The 15,985-nt window shown below is 55.2% G+C and carries 14 protein-coding genes; all 14 read right to left on the bottom strand.

The window, feature by feature from the left end; all coding sequences use genetic code 11:
• Positions 1-4: 4 nt before the first annotated feature.
• The 14 genes from J1779_RS16650 to tssB are packed head-to-tail and all read right to left on the bottom strand — an operon-like array spanning position 5 to position 15,651.
• Positions 5-3,436 (bottom strand): type VI secretion protein IcmF/TssM N-terminal domain-containing protein, encoded by a 3,432-nt coding sequence (locus tag J1779_RS16650; RefSeq protein WP_217204296.1) that lies wholly within the window; start codon positions 3,434-3,436, stop codon positions 5-7.
• A gap of 6 nt (positions 3,437-3,442) precedes the next feature.
• Positions 3,443-4,060: a DotU family type IV/VI secretion system protein gene (locus J1779_RS16645; protein ID WP_217204295.1), complete on the bottom strand. Its 618-nt coding sequence runs from the start codon at positions 4,058-4,060 to the stop codon at positions 3,443-3,445.
• The gene (gene tssK, locus J1779_RS16640; RefSeq protein WP_217204294.1) at positions 4,057-5,436 is read right to left on the bottom strand and encodes a type VI secretion system baseplate subunit TssK; all 1,380 of its coding nucleotides are present in this window, start codon (positions 5,434-5,436) and stop codon (positions 4,057-4,059) included. The genes J1779_RS16645 and tssK overlap by 4 nt, the downstream gene beginning before the upstream one ends.
• A gap of 1 nt (position 5,437) precedes the next feature.
• Complete coding sequence (gene tssJ / locus J1779_RS16635) at positions 5,438-6,085, bottom strand: type VI secretion system lipoprotein TssJ (protein ID WP_338019867.1); 648 nt, start codon at positions 6,083-6,085, stop codon at positions 5,438-5,440.
• A complete protein-coding gene (tssA, locus tag J1779_RS16630) occupies positions 6,082-7,155 on the bottom strand; it encodes a type VI secretion system protein TssA (RefSeq protein WP_217204293.1) in 1,074 nt (357 codons plus the stop codon). The genes tssJ and tssA overlap by 4 nt, the downstream gene beginning before the upstream one ends.
• A 25-nt stretch (positions 7,156-7,180) precedes the next feature.
• A complete protein-coding gene (locus J1779_RS16625; protein ID WP_217204292.1) occupies positions 7,181-7,480 on the bottom strand; it encodes a PAAR domain-containing protein in 300 nt (99 codons plus the stop codon).
• Positions 7,480-7,962, bottom strand: a complete 483-nt coding sequence (locus J1779_RS16620; protein ID WP_217204291.1) for a DUF6931 family protein — start codon at positions 7,960-7,962, stop codon at positions 7,480-7,482. Before J1779_RS16620 ends, J1779_RS16625 begins: the two co-directional genes overlap by 1 nt.
• A 9-nt stretch (positions 7,963-7,971) precedes the next feature.
• Positions 7,972-9,933 carry a type VI secretion system Vgr family protein gene (locus J1779_RS16615; RefSeq protein WP_217204290.1) on the bottom strand — a complete coding sequence of 654 codons (1,962 nt, stop codon included), beginning with the start codon at positions 9,931-9,933 and terminating at the stop codon, positions 7,972-7,974.
• 37 nt (positions 9,934-9,970) lie between these two features.
• Positions 9,971-10,924, bottom strand: a complete 954-nt coding sequence (gene tssG, locus J1779_RS16610) for a type VI secretion system baseplate subunit TssG (RefSeq protein ID WP_183849191.1) — start codon at positions 10,922-10,924, stop codon at positions 9,971-9,973.
• Complete coding sequence (gene tssF / locus J1779_RS16605; RefSeq protein ID WP_217204289.1) at positions 10,915-12,711, bottom strand: type VI secretion system baseplate subunit TssF; 1,797 nt, start codon at positions 12,709-12,711, stop codon at positions 10,915-10,917. Before tssF ends, tssG begins: the two co-directional genes overlap by 10 nt.
• Positions 12,704-13,120: a GPW/gp25 family protein gene (locus J1779_RS16600; protein WP_056772556.1), complete on the bottom strand. Its 417-nt coding sequence runs from the start codon at positions 13,118-13,120 to the stop codon at positions 12,704-12,706. Before J1779_RS16600 ends, tssF begins: the two co-directional genes overlap by 8 nt.
• 55 nt (positions 13,121-13,175) lie before the next feature.
• Positions 13,176-13,658 carry a hypothetical protein gene (locus tag J1779_RS16595; protein ID WP_056772552.1) on the bottom strand — a complete coding sequence of 161 codons (483 nt, stop codon included), beginning with the start codon at positions 13,656-13,658 and terminating at the stop codon, positions 13,176-13,178.
• 26 nt (positions 13,659-13,684) lie between these two features.
• Complete coding sequence (gene tssC / locus J1779_RS16590) at positions 13,685-15,166, bottom strand: type VI secretion system contractile sheath large subunit (RefSeq protein WP_217204288.1); 1,482 nt, start codon at positions 15,164-15,166, stop codon at positions 13,685-13,687.
• Complete coding sequence (gene tssB, locus J1779_RS16585) at positions 15,163-15,651, bottom strand: type VI secretion system contractile sheath small subunit (RefSeq protein WP_136375139.1); 489 nt, start codon at positions 15,649-15,651, stop codon at positions 15,163-15,165. The genes tssC and tssB overlap by 4 nt, the downstream gene beginning before the upstream one ends.
• Positions 15,652-15,985: the final 334 nt, after the last annotated feature.

Below are 15,985 nucleotides of genomic sequence, written 5' to 3'. Positions count from 1 at the left end.
TCAATTACCGGCAGTCAGCCGCGTTTTCCGGAAGCTCGGACATGCGCCCGCGCAGTGCTGCCGAGGGGGTCTGGTTTTGATGCTGCTGTTCCAGCGCCCGTTTTTGTTCGTTGAGAGCGTCCACTTGCTCAGCAACATTTGCCCAGCCCGCCCAGGCATTTTGCAAAATGGCCTGATCCGCCAGTTTAAAGCGCACCAGCACATGTTTGATGTTCAGCGCGGTCAGAGAATCTGCGTTGTCATCAAAATCCCGCGCATCAAGCAGTGCTTCGCCACCGGCGAAATTCTCGAGAAAATCAGGCCACGCGCTGTCTCCGGTATAACGATAAGACGCGGTGAACGCGGGGAATTTCACGTCAACGTTGACGGTCTGGCACTGGCCGGGATACCAGATGAACTGGGCCTGTTCGGCGAAGTTCATGCTGTCGAGCACTTTGCTGCCGTTCGTGCATTCCAGCGTAAGACGGACACCGGTTGGGATCAGGCGCGCGCCCTCCGGCACGGTTGCCGGGCCGCTGACGATAGTCAGGCTGTAAGGTTTTTGCTCCAGCACTTTTTTCTGCTGCGTCAGTTGTTGCAGTTGGTCATCCAGCACGGAAAGCTGATCGGCGTTCTGCGTGTTCTTGCGCTGCGGGACGTCGAGCACGTCTTCAGGATTGAGCATATAGCGGGCGATCCGTACAAACTCTTCGTTCAGCGGCAGTGTCTGACCGCGGAACTGACCCGGCTGCGGCCCTTCATCGCTGACGATCAGCAGCCCTTTGGCGGGCCCGCGCACGAAGTCGGCAAGATACTGCCAGGTCAGGCTTTGCTGGGAAGCGTAATCCTGCCCGATGGCATTTTTACTCATCGGCCACATGATTTTGCTGTGCCACTGTTCATTGAGCCAGCAGGCGGAACGGGCCAGCGCGTGGGAGAGCAGCGCACTGGCATCGCTTTTATACAGCGTCCAGACCGCTTCAACGCCCGCTTCATCGCTGTGCGTTTGCATCGCTTTGTGCAACTGGTCAAAACTGGCGAACAGGGTGACCAGCGGGTTAACGGTTTTTGCATCGGTCTGGGTCGCGAACAGCCCTTGTGTCAATACCGGGCTGAGCGCCGCCTGATTGAGTGCTTCACCGGTCGCGGCGGTGAGCGCGGACTGCCATTTCAGCCACACTGCGGTTTGCGGTACCGCTGACGTTGCGGACGTGGCGGAAGATCCGCCTTGTAACCATTTCGTCAGCCCGACGCGCAGTTTCGCATCGGCCCGTTGTACTTTTTGCAGGGTCGGGTGTACCGCCGCCTGCGACGGAAGTTTTTGTAACCGGCGCAGCTCACTCAGCCACACCTGGGCATGGCTGTCCGGGATGTTGTCGAGTTCAAAGGCGATGCGTTGCGCGAATTTAATCCCAGGGCTTTGCCCCTGGCTTAGCGCAATCAGCTGGCTCTGCGTCAGCGAACGCGGCTCACCGTTTTGCAGCCACGGGGTCACGGAAAGCAGCAGGTCACGCCACGCGTTCTGGCGCTGCACCGGCAACGTCTGCATGAAATGCCGGAGCAGCGGTTCCTCTGTGCGGCCACCCGCCTGATTGATCAACGCCACCCATTCGGTCAGTTGCGCTTCGCCCTGACGTGTCCAGATGCCTGACAGCGTCTCCTCATCCTGCGTTTGCGGCCAGAACTCCCGGGTCTGAAACGCTGGCAGAGAATCAGCCGGTGCCACCAGCCATGCCAGCGACTGATCGTAATTGATCAGGGTGGATAACAGGCGGTGCAGCGCTGCCAGATGCTCTGCGCTCATCGGCTGTTGCATCACCCAGCGCTCCTGCGCCAGCCGTGCGTGTTCGGTCGCCGCCGGATCTGGCGCGTTGAGCCGCAGGGCATCAGGGATCGCCGGTTGACGGCTGAGCGCGTCGAGAGTGACGTTGTCACGCATGTCCTGCCGGGTGATGATGGTGTGCGCCAGATCAAGCACCATCTGGCGCTGAGCCTGTGCAGAAGCATCCATAAACGCCTGCTGATACCCTGAAATCATCTGCGCGCTGCTGAGAACCTGTGGCGGCAGCGTGGTCATCAGACGCTGTTCAATCAGCCGGTGCTGGTAATTGAGTACGGTGGAAAACGGCAGGTAAACCAGCGGTGCGTTGTGGCGGCTTTCGTTTTTGACCAGTAATTCTGCCAGCGACGCCGAGGAAAGCGTGGCGTAGTTGCGCTGCATTAATCCGGCGCTTTTCACCGCGCTGTAGCCAAGCGCGATGACACAGCCGAGCAGCAACAGACGCCCGGCCACCAGGCGGACTCTTTTATTGTGCTGCCAGAGCACGTCACGGGTGCTGCTGAACGCAGGCAGATAATGCATCAGCAAATCGTGGACAAAATAGGAGGTACGGCGACTCCTGTTTTTATCCTGCTGCTCGCTGGCCGTAAACCATACGCCGCCAAGGGAGGTATTGGTGAAGTAGGCGTTGGGCTCACACAGTGATGCCAGGAAAACCAGCAACGGATTTTGCAGCCCGATAAACGCTTCCGGGAAATCAAGCAGCGCCGCACGCACGTCTGGCGCAACCGGGGTACCGGCCATGCTGAGGCGTGCGAGATCGAAACCGTTTTTCAGTGCGGTAACCAGCGGCAGCAGGGTGGAAGCATCTTTGCCGTCGATGTCCGGTGGCGTCTGCCAGTAATATCCCAGCACCTGTTGTTGCTGTTCGGCGGAAAGGTGTTGCGTCCACAGGCTGAACGCCGGGAATTTGTCGCACTGGGTAATGGTGATATACAGCGGCAACTGACGTTTAAGTTTGCGCATCAGCGGCTCGATTTGCGCGCGGATTTTGCGGGCTTTATCGTGCAGCGTGCTGATATCGTCATTCATCAGATCGGTCACGGACAGGCCAATCATCACGCCTGCCGGTGCGGGGACTTTCGCCATCCAGCCAACCAGTTTTCCCCATGCGCGCTGGAACGCAGGTGCGCCGGTCAGGAAATTCCCGGAAAGATCGAGGAAACAGACGTTACGGAAAAACCACCAGCGCAGGGTATAGGTTGGGACAACGGTGTTATCCCCTGCGTCGTTTGAAAACATCGGCAGACCGGAACCCGCCAGCAAAGAGGTTTTGCCGCAGCGGTCGCCCAGCAGCAGATACCAGGGGATCGGCGGGCGTTTGCGCTGAATGCGTTTCACCACCGCCGCACCGGATTTCCAGTGCTCAAACAGCACGTATTCCCGGCGGGAAAGACGAAACTTCTGGAAGAAACGGTTAACTCTCTTCTCTTTGATCAGCAATGTGAACCAGAGGAGTGCGCCCCACAGCAGCACTCCGGCCACCAGCACACCCAGCCAGACCAGTAAAATGGTGCCCGTACTCCATTCCAGCCACAGCCCGACGGTGCAGCAAAACAGAAACACCAGGCACAACAGCAGCAGCCATCCGGCGAAAACGAATAATTTTTTCAGCATACGTTCTTATGAAAAATAAAGGGTCTGAAGAAGTACCAGGGTGGCGTGAATCAACGCGATACCCAGCACGGCAAGGATGATGCGGCTCTTTGAGGACGACGCGAGCGAGCGTTTGCGCAGGATCACCGGCGTTATCTCTGCGTCATTCGGCCATGTCTGCCATTCCTGCGGCAGACACAGGCTCCGCTGGCTGTCAATCAACGCCGACAGCGCCGGTTGCTCCTGCCCGGTGCTGTATTTGCCGTGAAAACCGTGTTGCAGGCAGAACAGAAACACCTGTCGCGCCTGCAAATGCTCTTCTTTCAGGTGGCTCAGCCGGGCAAAGAACATCTCACCGCCGATGGCGGTCTGGAAATACCGGCGTTGCAGCAGATCGGTGCGCCAGTTTTGCGCGAAGGGCAGGGTGGAACACAGCACGGTTTCATCCAGCCAGACAACCACAGCGAAGAACGCCTGATCCCGTTCAAAATCTGAAATGTCGTGATGTTCTGCTTCCTGCACCGCCTGTTCGAGCCGGGTGATGCAAAGCGCGTGGAATGTGCCGTAATCCTCGAAAAGCTCGGGCTGATGGGCAAAGCGGGCGGCCAGTTTAAACACCGGTAAATAGCAGTCGATCAGTTTCATTGTGATGGCACCATGAACACCAGTTGTACCTGTAAATCTTCGGGCGCATCGGCCCAGTAGAAAGCGATGTTTTTCTGCTGTTCAACATGTTTCCAGGCGTGTTCATGTTGGTTCAGCACGAAGTAATAGGAGTCTTTGCGGTTGGGGACGCCGCGCGGTGACGGGTTTTCCCATTGCGAGGAGATGCCGGGTAACGCGTGCTGAATGAGCGCGCTGATGGCATCCTGGCTGGCGATTTTGAACTCGCCGCCGCCGGTGAACTGAACGTGCCAGGATTCGAGTTTTTCCGAACGCAGCAGCAACAGCACCTTGCTGCCCGCCGGGGCTTTGGCTGTCAGCAACTCGCCACGGTAAATCTTCTGGTCATCAGGTTTGAGCGTGACGTAGGTGTTGTCTTCCAGCGCCAGCCCGTTGAGCAGGGTGATCAGCGTTTTTTTGACACTGTTAAAACAGTCAATTAAACGGTAGTGATCGTAAGGCAGCAGCGCGGCGCCGCCATCATGCCATTCGCCATTAAACGAGCACATGTCGTTGAAGGAGGAAATCTCCCCCACCAGCTGGATCAGCAGTCCGTAGATATGCCACGGATGCAGGGCCGGTGCGCGGCAATAATGTTCGAGCAGCGGCAGCGCGCGGTTTAACGAGCGCATCGCCAGAAGCTGCGTGATGTCACCGGCGCTTTTGCCGATGTCACTCAGGTGCTCCGGGCGTTTGTATTCTTCGAGTTTATGGGCGCGGCTGCTGAGTTCGGCGCGTATCCCTTCCAGCAGATTTTTGAGCGCCGGTGAGCCTGCCAGCGTGACTGCGGGCGGGCTGAAACGCGGATCGAGCATGACGCGGTCGTTGTCATAGCGCAGTTGCAGCAGTGGCAAACATTCGCAGTCGACGGCGGTTTCTTTCTCTTCCTCGCTCAGAATGCGCACGTTATACGCGATGCGTGGCACGGCACTTTCAGGGCCGTCGTGATAGACGTCCTTCATCACGCCATCGCCGCTTTGGTTGATCCAGCGGCTGCTGGTGCCTGTGCTGACGTTCGGATGACCGGGGTCGAAGCGGCGCAAGGCCAGCCACAGCGTGAAAGGTTTCTCGCGCTGCTTCCAGGCATCACGGAACTGACGCGGTTCAATCAGGCAGTTACCCGGATATTCCAGATAATAACCGGAGGGCAGGATCAGACGCAGGTGGTCGATTTTCAGAGAAAAATCCACCAGCGTTTCCGGATTGATATCGCACTGGATCACGCCGACGTTCCACGGCTGCGTCAGCTGGCGCTGTTGTGCCAGCATGTAGCTGTGATGTAAATCCACCGACTGGAAATGCTGCGGTTGCAGATACAGCCCGGAGTACCAGTAAATTTGCTGTTGTTCAGGATACATTCTATTTCTCTCCCTTCGCGGCTGCGTCGTCCGGCGTTTTGATGGCCTGAGGTTCCTTTTGCGGCTGCAGGTCTTGCGGTGAGGCATTCTTTATCAGCTGCGTGATGCTCTGGCTGCCCAGCGTGACGTCGAGGACCAGCGGCGATAATTCTGCCGTCCACTTTTTAGTCCACCAGCCGGTGCTGGTCAGGGTGACCGGAATGCTGACCATCGCCATATGCTGCTTTTTCGGGAACGGATAGTAGCCGGCGACTATCGCGACCTGGCGGGTGTTCTCGCTGCGATCGATGTGCAGGGTGGTTTTCTGGCCGGGCATGGCGGCGTAGCGGTCAACCTTCAGAATGTCATCCTCGGCGCCGGCACCGTTAAACAGGCTTTTTAGCTGGGCCGGATTCGAGAGGATCTTATTGAGCGAGCTGGCTTTTTGCGCCTGAATGACCAACACCGTGCAGCTGTTGGCGATCTCGTTCCAGGCATTCAGGCCGGGTTCAGCGTTAATACTGAGGGTGATCCCGCCCTGAGCAAACGGCGCGGTGACCTGATCTGCCGCCAGCTGCTCCGCAGAGACGCTTTTCGTCTGATCGCCGGAGCAACCCGAGAGCATCAGCCCGAGAGTCAGGAGTAATAACGTCGTCCTTAAGGCTTTCACTCTTGCTGTCCTTTTAACACGTTGTTGATTTCCCGCAGGCTGCCGCTGTCGGTGAGCATCTCTTCCAGCCATTCGGTGAGCGTCATGTTGGCCCAGCGCGCCGCACGTTCCATCAGAAAAGGCACCGGGCTTGAAGGTTCGGTCTGGCGAAAGAAGTGAGCGATAGACAACATCTGGCTGATGGCAACGTCTCGGGACATCGTCTGGCGGCTGACGGGCGCAATAAACGCCTCACCCGGTGCCGCTTCTTCCTCGGGTTGTGTCGCGTAGTTAAGGCTCAGGGTGTTGCTGGCCAGCGGAATGGCGCGCTGTGCCAGACGTTGCAGGAAATCAGCCAGATCGTTCAGCGTCTGGCGCGTCTGGGCAAACAGCGCGTGCGGTTCTTCCTGGCTCAGTGAGAAATAGCAGGATTCCAGCCGGTCGAGCTGGAGCTGTAACCGTTGCAGAATCTCATCCTGCTGACTGATTTCAATCGAGGAAAACGTCGCCGCGAGACTGTCGAAACTCTCCATGGTCAGATCGCCTTCTTTGGCAATCAGGTCGTCACGGGAATCCGGCCAGGTGCAAATTTTGTGCTCGAACGCCAGCACCTTCTGCCAGTGCGCCAGCGCCGACTCGGGTTGCCTGAGCAGCGGGCGGACATACAGCGCCTGGCTGATATCGCGATCAAGCCGGCTGAGCTTGCCATAGCGGAATGTGGCGCCGTCATCGTCCAGCGCAGGCCAGCACTGAAACCAAAAGTGGGTGATGAATTCGCTGAGAAACTGAAAGCCCGTTTCCGTGCCTTCAATGCCTTGCAGATGGGTCAGCGCCTCGGCAAACCAGCAACTGACCTGCAGATCTTTACTCTGCTGCGTCAGTGCCGTGACGCACAATGTGCGCACTTTGTGCCAGTCTGCCCGGCGCGGTTCAGCAATCGTCCATTCATCCTGCGGAAGGTAGTCCGGGTCGCTCTCCCGCGCTTTGCGGATATCATCATAAATTTGTTCATACTCCAGGTTGATGCCTGCCGGATTTTCCGGGCTGACGGGCATCAGAAGAGCGGCTACTTCTGGCTGAATGGCTGACATGCTTTTTTATCCAATAAAAACGTATTTAACCGATGAGAACTTTCGGGCAACCCATGACGATTGTGCCGCCGTGGGCACAGCTGTCACCCATGCGGGCGGCAGGCTTTTTGCCGATCAGGACTTTGAAACTGCCCATGACGATGCTGTCCGCCGGGCCTACGCAAACGGCCATTGACCCCACGGTGGCGGCAGGCATTCCGCCGATCAACACGGTGGGCACGCCAGGCGGCAAGATCGGGCCACCCACATGAGGGATGGGCGGTAATCCGGGCGTGACCATCGGGCAAACGTGCATATCTGAAACGCGAGCTGCGGGTTGTGCCATTAGGCTTTCTCCTGATGGATCCACTGAGTCAGCAGTTGGCGTGTGCCCTCTGCCGGTGTTTCGGGGTCGCCTGCGGCCAATATCAGCAAGACGCAGCGACGCATTTCCGGGCTCAGATGGGGCTGCGGATAGACCGGCTCCAGCCCTTCCGGGCTCATGCTGCCTTGCGACCAGAACAGCGACAGCGCAAGCGCACCCGCCGGCGTTTCAAAACCGAGCGTGTCGGCGTGATGGAAAATCTGCCAGCGCAGTTTCTCGTCGGGTTCGGCGTACCAGCGCTGCATTTCATCCAGCAGTGACGCCGCCGCCGTTTGGGCTGAACCGCGCAAAATGCGGATCAGCCACAGGCTTAACGCGCGCGGCGAAGCCTGCTGAACCCACAGCGTGAGCGCCTCTTCCCACTGACCGGCGGCGATGCGTTGCTGCGCATCCTGATGCCAGTGCGCCGCCCCCGCACTGTGGGGATAACCGTAATCGGACATGATGCCTCCTTAACCAATGTTGATGATGCCGCCCTTAATCTGCGTCATGCCGCTTCCCTGCACCGTGGTCATTGCGCCTTTCAGTTCTGCGGTGCCTGACCCTTCGATTTTGATCATCGTGCCGCTGATGGTGATGCCACTCGGTGAAATCGCGATTTTGTTCGAGCCTACTTTCAGCTCAATGGACTGCGTGGATTCGATCACGCAGCTTTTGTCGGTTTTGATCTTGCCGCTGCCGCCGGTCGCCGTGAGGGAGTAGTTGCCGTTGCTCAGGCTGGTGGTCATGTTGCCGGTGATTTTTTGCTGCATATCGCCTTTGTTGAGGGTGATGTGCAGCGATCCTTGTTTCAGCACCAGCGTGTCGTCGCCTTTGGTGATTTCGGTGTTGCGGTTGGCGCCGATTTTGCTTTTGACTTCATGCTTCACCTCGCTGGTGACATCATTTTTTACCGTCAGTAACAGATCCTTTTGCGCGGTAATGGTCAGCTTTTCTTCACCTTTTTTATCGTTAAAACTCAGGCGGTGGCCGTCTTCCATTCCACCTTTGCTGGTGCTGCGTGACGCGAAGCCGGATTCGGTTTTCTCGTCCGGTAAAGTGAACGGCAGTTTGTTCTGGCCGTTGTAAACGGAGCCGGTGACCAGCGGAAAATCCGGATTGCCCTGAATAAAACTGACCAGCACTTCGCTGCCGACGCGGGGAATAAACTGAAAACCAAATTTGCTGCCCGCCCAGGGTTGGGAAAGGCGCACCCAGCACGAGCTGGTGTCGTCGTTTTTGTTTTCGCTGTCCCAGGGGAACTGGATTTTGATGCGCCCGAATTCATCGGTGTGGATCTCCTCGGAAGAAGGGCCGACCACTTTGGCGATCAACACACCGGCAATATCGGGCGGTGTGCGGGTGCAGACTGGCCGCCATTTCACGCTGTTGCGCAGTGCGTGAATGTCACAGCGATAACCGCCGGTGCCGCTTTCAAAATTGTTGCTGGCCTCGAGGCTCAGCGACTGGACGCGGTAAGTGTCGTTGTCAGTCGGGTGGCCGGTGAGGGTGAAAACTTCGCCGCAGCTCAGCCAGTGGGCGTTGACCGTTGCCTCGTACAGCGTGGTATTCGTCTCAAACCCTTCCATCACGATTCTGGCTTTGCTGGTGAGCTGCGAGCGTTCGGCAAACGGCGTGATGTCAGTAAAGTTCAGATTATCAACGCTCTGGCCCTTTAACGTTGATGCGTATTTGTCGGCCACACTGGCCGCTTTTTGCATGTTGTAGCCGGATAGCGCGACTTCTGCGGGCATCAGATGCGAACTGGAAGACCAGCTGTCAATGTTACCCCCGGTCAGCACATCGCCCTGATGATGCCAGGCCAGACTGCCCGCGTTGGCGGCCGGATGTCCGGCGGGCTGATCGGCCAGCACCAGAGTGTGTTTATCTGCCTGATGTTTGAAGAAGTAGTAAATGCCTTCTTCTTCCAGCAGACGGCTGATGAAATCGAAGTCAGACTCGCGGTACTGCACGCAATATTCACGTTTCTGATAGGTGCTGCCCAGTTGCACGTCCACCTGATTAATCTGGTGTTCACCCAGCAGTTTTTTGACTAAATCTGGCACCGAAATGTTCTGCCAGACGCGCATCGAGCGCCCCATGCGCAGCAGCGCAAAAGCAGGTTCGAGTTTGAGAATGCAGATTGTCTGGTTGTTGGCATCCCGGCCACGCTGGATCTGGGTAACAATACCGTGCAGGTAGCGCTGGGGCAGGTTGCGGTTCCCGTCGCCAATCTGGCATGACACCGCTTTGCCCTGTAACGCCGCCAGACCTTTTTCATTCATTTCGGTCATGGAACGCAGTTCATAGCAAAAAGGCGCGGAAACAGACTCCGTGCCCTGCAAAGAAAGCAGTAATAAGTCAGAGGCGATGGTGCCGTTCCAGTGCAGAAAATGATTTTTCTGCATCTCTTTGAGCTTTGCGGTTAGTAGCATTTTCATCTTCCTTTTGAAATGCGCAGTGCATGCAACGTTATGCGGCGTAGACCGGCAGGCAAACCTTGAGCAATTGCTCAGGGTCGCGGTGACCAATACAAATTCCCAGCCCGAGCTGCCCCGCGCCCAGCGGAACGGGCAGGGTGTGGCGGCTGCTGATACTGAGGTGGATCGAGAAATCCAGACCCGGCCCGACGTACTCCTGAATGCGCCCCCAGATCTCCTGATAAAACTTCCCCTGCGGGATAAAGTGCTGCGACTGGTTCTGATCCATCGGGCCAAACGTGACGTCAAAATGTGACTGCACTTCCCAGCGCACGCGGCCAATCATCGGCGCGGTGTCCAGCGTTTGCCCCGGTTTTCCCAGCTGGCAGTGCTCGGCAGGATCGACCGTTTTCCAGCCGCCGGTAAAAGGCGTGATGTGCACAGGCACGCCGTAGTAATGGCTGAGCCAGACTTCAAGATTGACCAGCGATCGCACCGGTGAGGAGAACAAATGGGCGTAGTTTTCGCCGCCGGAAACGGACATCGAGGTCAGCAGGCCGGTCAGCGCCAGCGTCGCCTGTTGTAAGGGCGGCTGCGTTTCCGATTCGGCGCGGGCATATAAATGGTTTTTTTGCCACGCCAGATAATCCAGGCAGTAAAGCCGGTGGCCGAACATATCAAGGAACGCTTTTGCGCTGTGGTCGCCATAACGATAATGACGCTCGATCATCCATTCACTGTAGGCCGTCGGTAACGCGCCCAGCGCACCGGTCATCCCGTTCTGCCACACCGTCACGCGAAGCGGATCTTCCGGCGTCTCCTGTTCAATGCTGGCAATTTGCCCCGCCGGTGCTTCCAGCGAGAGTGTTGAGATCAGCCGCAGTCTGGCGTCCAGCAAGTCGGCGGAGGGCGTGTCTGCGGGCGTATTACGGTGCCGCAACTTGTGCAGCAACGTTCTGACCTGCTGATAAAAATTGAACCGGCTGGTGATGCGCGTTAAATCCATGACAGTTTCCCTGCGCGCACCGGCCAGAGACGGCGGGTATGCGCTTCGTTTTCAATCTGGGTGGTGACGCGGGTGAAACTGTTGACGGGCGCATACAGCCCCAGGAAGTGATCCAGAAAACAGCACATCAGGTAGTATTCCGGTTCGTTGATCGCCTCATGAGTGAAGGTCAGCGTCAGCGACACCCCGCGCGCCAGCGTTTGCGGGTCATTCGCCACCAGCCGGGTGGTGACCGGCTGCACGTCAAGATGCAGGATCATATTGATAATCCGGGTGATCGCCGGCAGGTCATGGAAGTTGTACAGCATCAGCGTTTCACGCAGTACCTGCACGCCCTGACTGCCGCTCAGCAGCATATGATTGAGAGAAAGCTGGGAAATCAGACGCCAGCGCAGGGCGCTCTTGTCCGGCGGCAAGATTGGCCGTGTCGGGCGGTTCAGCGCGCAGATCTTCAGCCCGGCCAGCGGCAGGTCGGAGTCAAAATCCCCCTCCGGATGACCGTTTTTCATCTGCCCCGGAATGGCCTGATTAGTACAGGTCAGGCTGAGGGTCACTATGTCGGCGTCAGGTCTGGCGGGCTGCGTGTTGCGGTTCGCAAAGGCGATGAACACTTTCCGTCCGGCACCGCTGGCAGTCATGGTTTCGCGCTGGAAACTTTGCCAGTAAATACCCGCATCGCCTTCAAGGCGCGAATGGTCGATGCCAAACAGCGGCTGAACAGGCAGCGAGACTCTCTCGTTATCTTCTTTACTCTGAATAAACACGTGGTTGATTGCCCAGACGTCAATCTGCTGCTGACGGCGGATGTCGGGAATCACCGGGTATTCGGCGGTGTTTTCCGTCAGGGTGATCGGCTCTGCGCGCTGGGCGAACAGGTTGATGGCCGGAGTGCAGTTAAGCCTGAAGAAAGAGGCATCAATAATTTTTGCCAGCTTCTCCAGGTGCTGGTTGAGGTGCGTGCGGTTAAACACCACTTCAAAACTGAACAGGGAATTGGCGCTGGCGTGAAAAGAATCCGGTAACTGAATATCCAGAAAGTAGAATTTTTGTGGAAAGAAAAAATAGTCCTGCAGTAACGCATGGATCGGCGCGACGCGGGGATCTTGTGCCAGCAATCCTTCTTCATGGGTAAAACCCGCCGGGCTTATCGCCGAGCTTTTCAGCGGGTAAAATGCCTCGCCCTGATGGACGTGCAACTGACTGATTTCAGAGCACAGCAGGGTATAGAGGATATTCACGGCGTTACTCGGTCCGTGCAGAAACAGGCGTAAAGATTCCCCTGCCACCACCGCGCCGGACCACACCTGAAAACCTAAGTGCAGATGCCAGTTAAGATCTTCTTCATTAAAGTTCAGCCGGGCTTTTTCTACCGACAGGGGTAAAAGCACCACCGGATACACCGTCTGGAACTGACACACGACGTCTTCAATGTGGCGTGAAAACAGTGATGCCCCAGCGGCAATGGTGTTTTTATCGGTAATGCCGCTGGTTTGCCGGTTAGGCTCAACTGACACGATGCAGGTTGATGGCATGGCACGCAAAAATTGTGGTGCGATGGCGGTCAGCAATGCTTCGGTGACTTCCGGCATATCGTCATCTAAGCGTTGATGAATGCGCGAGGTTAACAGCGCAAATGATTCGATGATTCTTTCGACGTGCGGGTCTTCAGACTCACCTTCGATCATCCCGAGACGGCGCGCGATTTTAGGAAAACGGCTGGCAAAGGCTTTGCCATGCTGTTTCAAAAAGGTCAGTTCTTTTTGGTAATACGACAGTAGCCTATTCATTGAAATAAAACTTACCCGTACAGTCGTCCCAGACCAGTGCGAATTTCATTGGCAATGCCTGATGAAATGCATTTATTTCAAATATGACGTTGGAAGGATTATTGGTGTTGGTAATAATTTCCACCTGAGTTAATCGCGGCTCAAAGCGCTGCAACGTATTTTTAATCCGTTCTTCAATGACTATTTTCCGGCGATCGGTTTCCTGAATCTGCGAAACTGATTCATTGATGCCGTAATTTAAAATTGATGCATTCACCAGTGGAATGTTTTCAATGGCAGGAAAGCGCGAACGTGAAGAAAAAAGCATCTTAAGCTCGTTCATTAGCCAGGTGCTTTTGTCTTCATTCCGGTAATTTTCTTCTTCTATGTGCGGCTGATTATCACTGAGGCGAAGTAAAAATGATGGCATTGGAAATCTCATGTCAGTAAAGCAGTGCTTACGCACTGCTTTTTGTAAATAACGATTACTTGAGTGCTTTCTCAGGAATGTCGTATTTGATTGGCCCGATTTTATCCAGACCGGATTCCAGCGCGTTCGGCACGTTGAAGGTGACTTCAACCATGCCTTCGTAACCGAATGTCAGGTTCATGAATAACTTGTCACGCATATCAAAGCTCAGGCTGCTGAACTTACAGTCGTTATAAACGGAACGCTGAATTTCATAATCCTGGTCGAACTGGTCTGAGCCGCGATGAACAATAGTGATCGCGATTTTTTTATAGCCGCGTTTCAGGTATTGCTCGTACAGATTGCTGGTTTCTTTGGTCACCAGAATAGAAGCACTGCAAGACTCGAAATAGGTGCCGTCAGGCCCGGAATAGGTGGTCAGACCCGCAGGGGAAAAACCTTCCATCCAGCCTTTATATTTCTTCTCTTCGGAAGAACCGGCAACATCTTTGCCGTCGATAGTGATTTTGATGAACTGACAGTCTTTTAACTTCGCCATTTTTTATTTCCTTTTATAAATGACAATTACGTGTTGGCCGCCGCAGGCAAGTCTGCGACTAAACGTAGTGACATACTTAAACCTTCCAGCTGGAAGTGAGGTTTCAAATAGGCAATCGCGCGGAAGGTGCCAGGGAAGCCAGGCACTTCAACCACTTCAACGCTCGCTTCACGAAGCGGGTAACGGGCTTTGGTTTCCGGCCCGGCGTTATCAGAGGCGACCACGTATTGCATGATCCATTTCTGCAAATATTCTTCGCATTCGCTGCGTGACATGAAGCTGCCGACTTTGTCGCGAACGATAGATTTCAGGTAGTGAGCAAAACGCGACGTTGCAAGGATGTACTGCAACTGGCTGGACAGACGTGCGTTGGCGTTTGCCTGATCCGAGTTATACAGGCGCGGTTTGTTGACCGATTGCACCGCGAAGAACGCCGCATAGTCAGTGCCTTTACAATGCACCAGCGGTATGAAGCCAAGATCGGACAACTCTTTCTCGCGGCGATCGGAAATGGCCACCTGCGTCGGGCACTGCATGACGCGTTCACCGCTTTCAGACACGTAGTGATAGGTTGGCAGAGCATTGACCAGGCCGCCGCCTTCCACGCCACGGATCGAGGCGCACCAGCCGTACTCTTCGAACGAGTCGACGATGCGGCCCGCTAATTCGTAAGCGGAGTTGATCCACAGGTAGTCCGAGCCCACTTCGTTTTCCAGAATTTGCTCTTCAAAGCCGAACGTCTCGACCGGCACAGTTTTGGCGCCATACGGCATACGGCCCAGCACCGCAGGCAGCGTCAGGCCGATGTAGCGGCTGTCGTCTGTCTGGCGGAATGAACGCCAGCGGGCGTAATCCGTGGTGTCGAACATTTTCGCCAGATCGCGCGGGCGCGGCATGTCGGAGAAATCGTTCATCGACAACATGCCAGGCGCGATGGCACTCAGGAATGGCGCATGTGCAGCGGCAGCGACGTGGGAAATTTGCTCGAGAAGTTCGATATCCTGCGGGGTGTTATCGAACTGGAAATCACCGACAAACGCGGAGAAAGGCACGCCACCGAAAGTACCGTACTCGCTTTCGTAGACGCATTTAAACAGCATCGACTGATCGAAATCCGACGCGGATTTAAAGTCTTTCATCAAATCTTGTTTGGTGCATTGCAGCAGGCGCACCTGGGTATTTTCTGTGACGCTCGATTCCACCAGTTTATGCAGACCACGCCAGGAAGATTCCTTTCTCTGGAATTCTGGTGCGTGCATGATCAGGCTTATCTGGCTGGAGAGCAGCTCATCAATCGCCGTGATACGGTCTTCGATGCTGCCGATGAGATCGCTCGATACCACGACTGCGCCGGATACCACTTCGGCAAGGAAGTTGTTCAGCTGGGACTTCATGCGTCCGCGATCAGATTCGCGACGAATGGCCTGGGTGTTATCAATGATTTTATCGAGATAATCTTCGCTCAGCGCAGAACCGGCCGCCACATTGAGAATTTGCTCAGCACTCATTCCTGCTCTCCTTGCGTTTCACTGAGGTTTAACGACGTGAAATTTTGCTGCTGCAATAACTCGGAAAGCTGTTCTTTCAGGCGTTCATTGCTGGCCGCGCGGTTGCGCAAATCGCACAGCTGCTCACGCAGTTCGATCAGTTTGCGCAGCGGGTCCACCTGGCGGGCAATGTTGTCCGGCGAAAAATCTTCAATGCTGTTGAACGTCAGCGACACGGCCAGATTTCCGGCGTGCTCAGGCAAAGCGCTCTCCACCAGAAACTCCGCTTCAGGTTTCATGGACGCCATGATGCCGCTGAAATTGTCTTTATCAATGTTGAGGAACTTGCGCTCACGCAGGGAGTCATTAGTTTTACTAAAATCGCCCATCACGCCAATCACCAGAGGTAATTCCTTGACGGTTTGTGCATCACCAATATCCACGTCATAAGTAATTTGTACGCGGGGTGGCCTTGCTTTATCTAATTTATGCTGTGTATTGCTCATATATTTATCCGACATTATTTGACTCATGCAATGAGCCAGGTGGGGATTCATTTTAAAATCTAACGATCTAACAATTTTCTGGAAAAGGTTTTTTTTACATACAGATATAGTGAATGACAAACACATTCACGAAGCGCTGGTATGCTGAAGTTATTCATTAATTACTAAATAATTTAATATGCATCACCATGATGAATCAACTGATTTAATACAATCACCAGGGTCGTTACATGGCCGCACAGACTACCATAAAATTCTTTTTAAGCTATCCTTTAAGACGAATTTTTCCTGATCATGAAATACTCTTTATTTATTATAGGGATGTCCATTAAGT

The sequence above is a fragment of the Rahnella rivi genome, from assembly GCF_019049655.1.
Taxonomy (GTDB): domain Bacteria; phylum Pseudomonadota; class Gammaproteobacteria; order Enterobacterales; family Enterobacteriaceae; genus Rahnella; species Rahnella rivi.
This window is presented reverse-complemented; position numbering and strand designations above follow the sequence as displayed.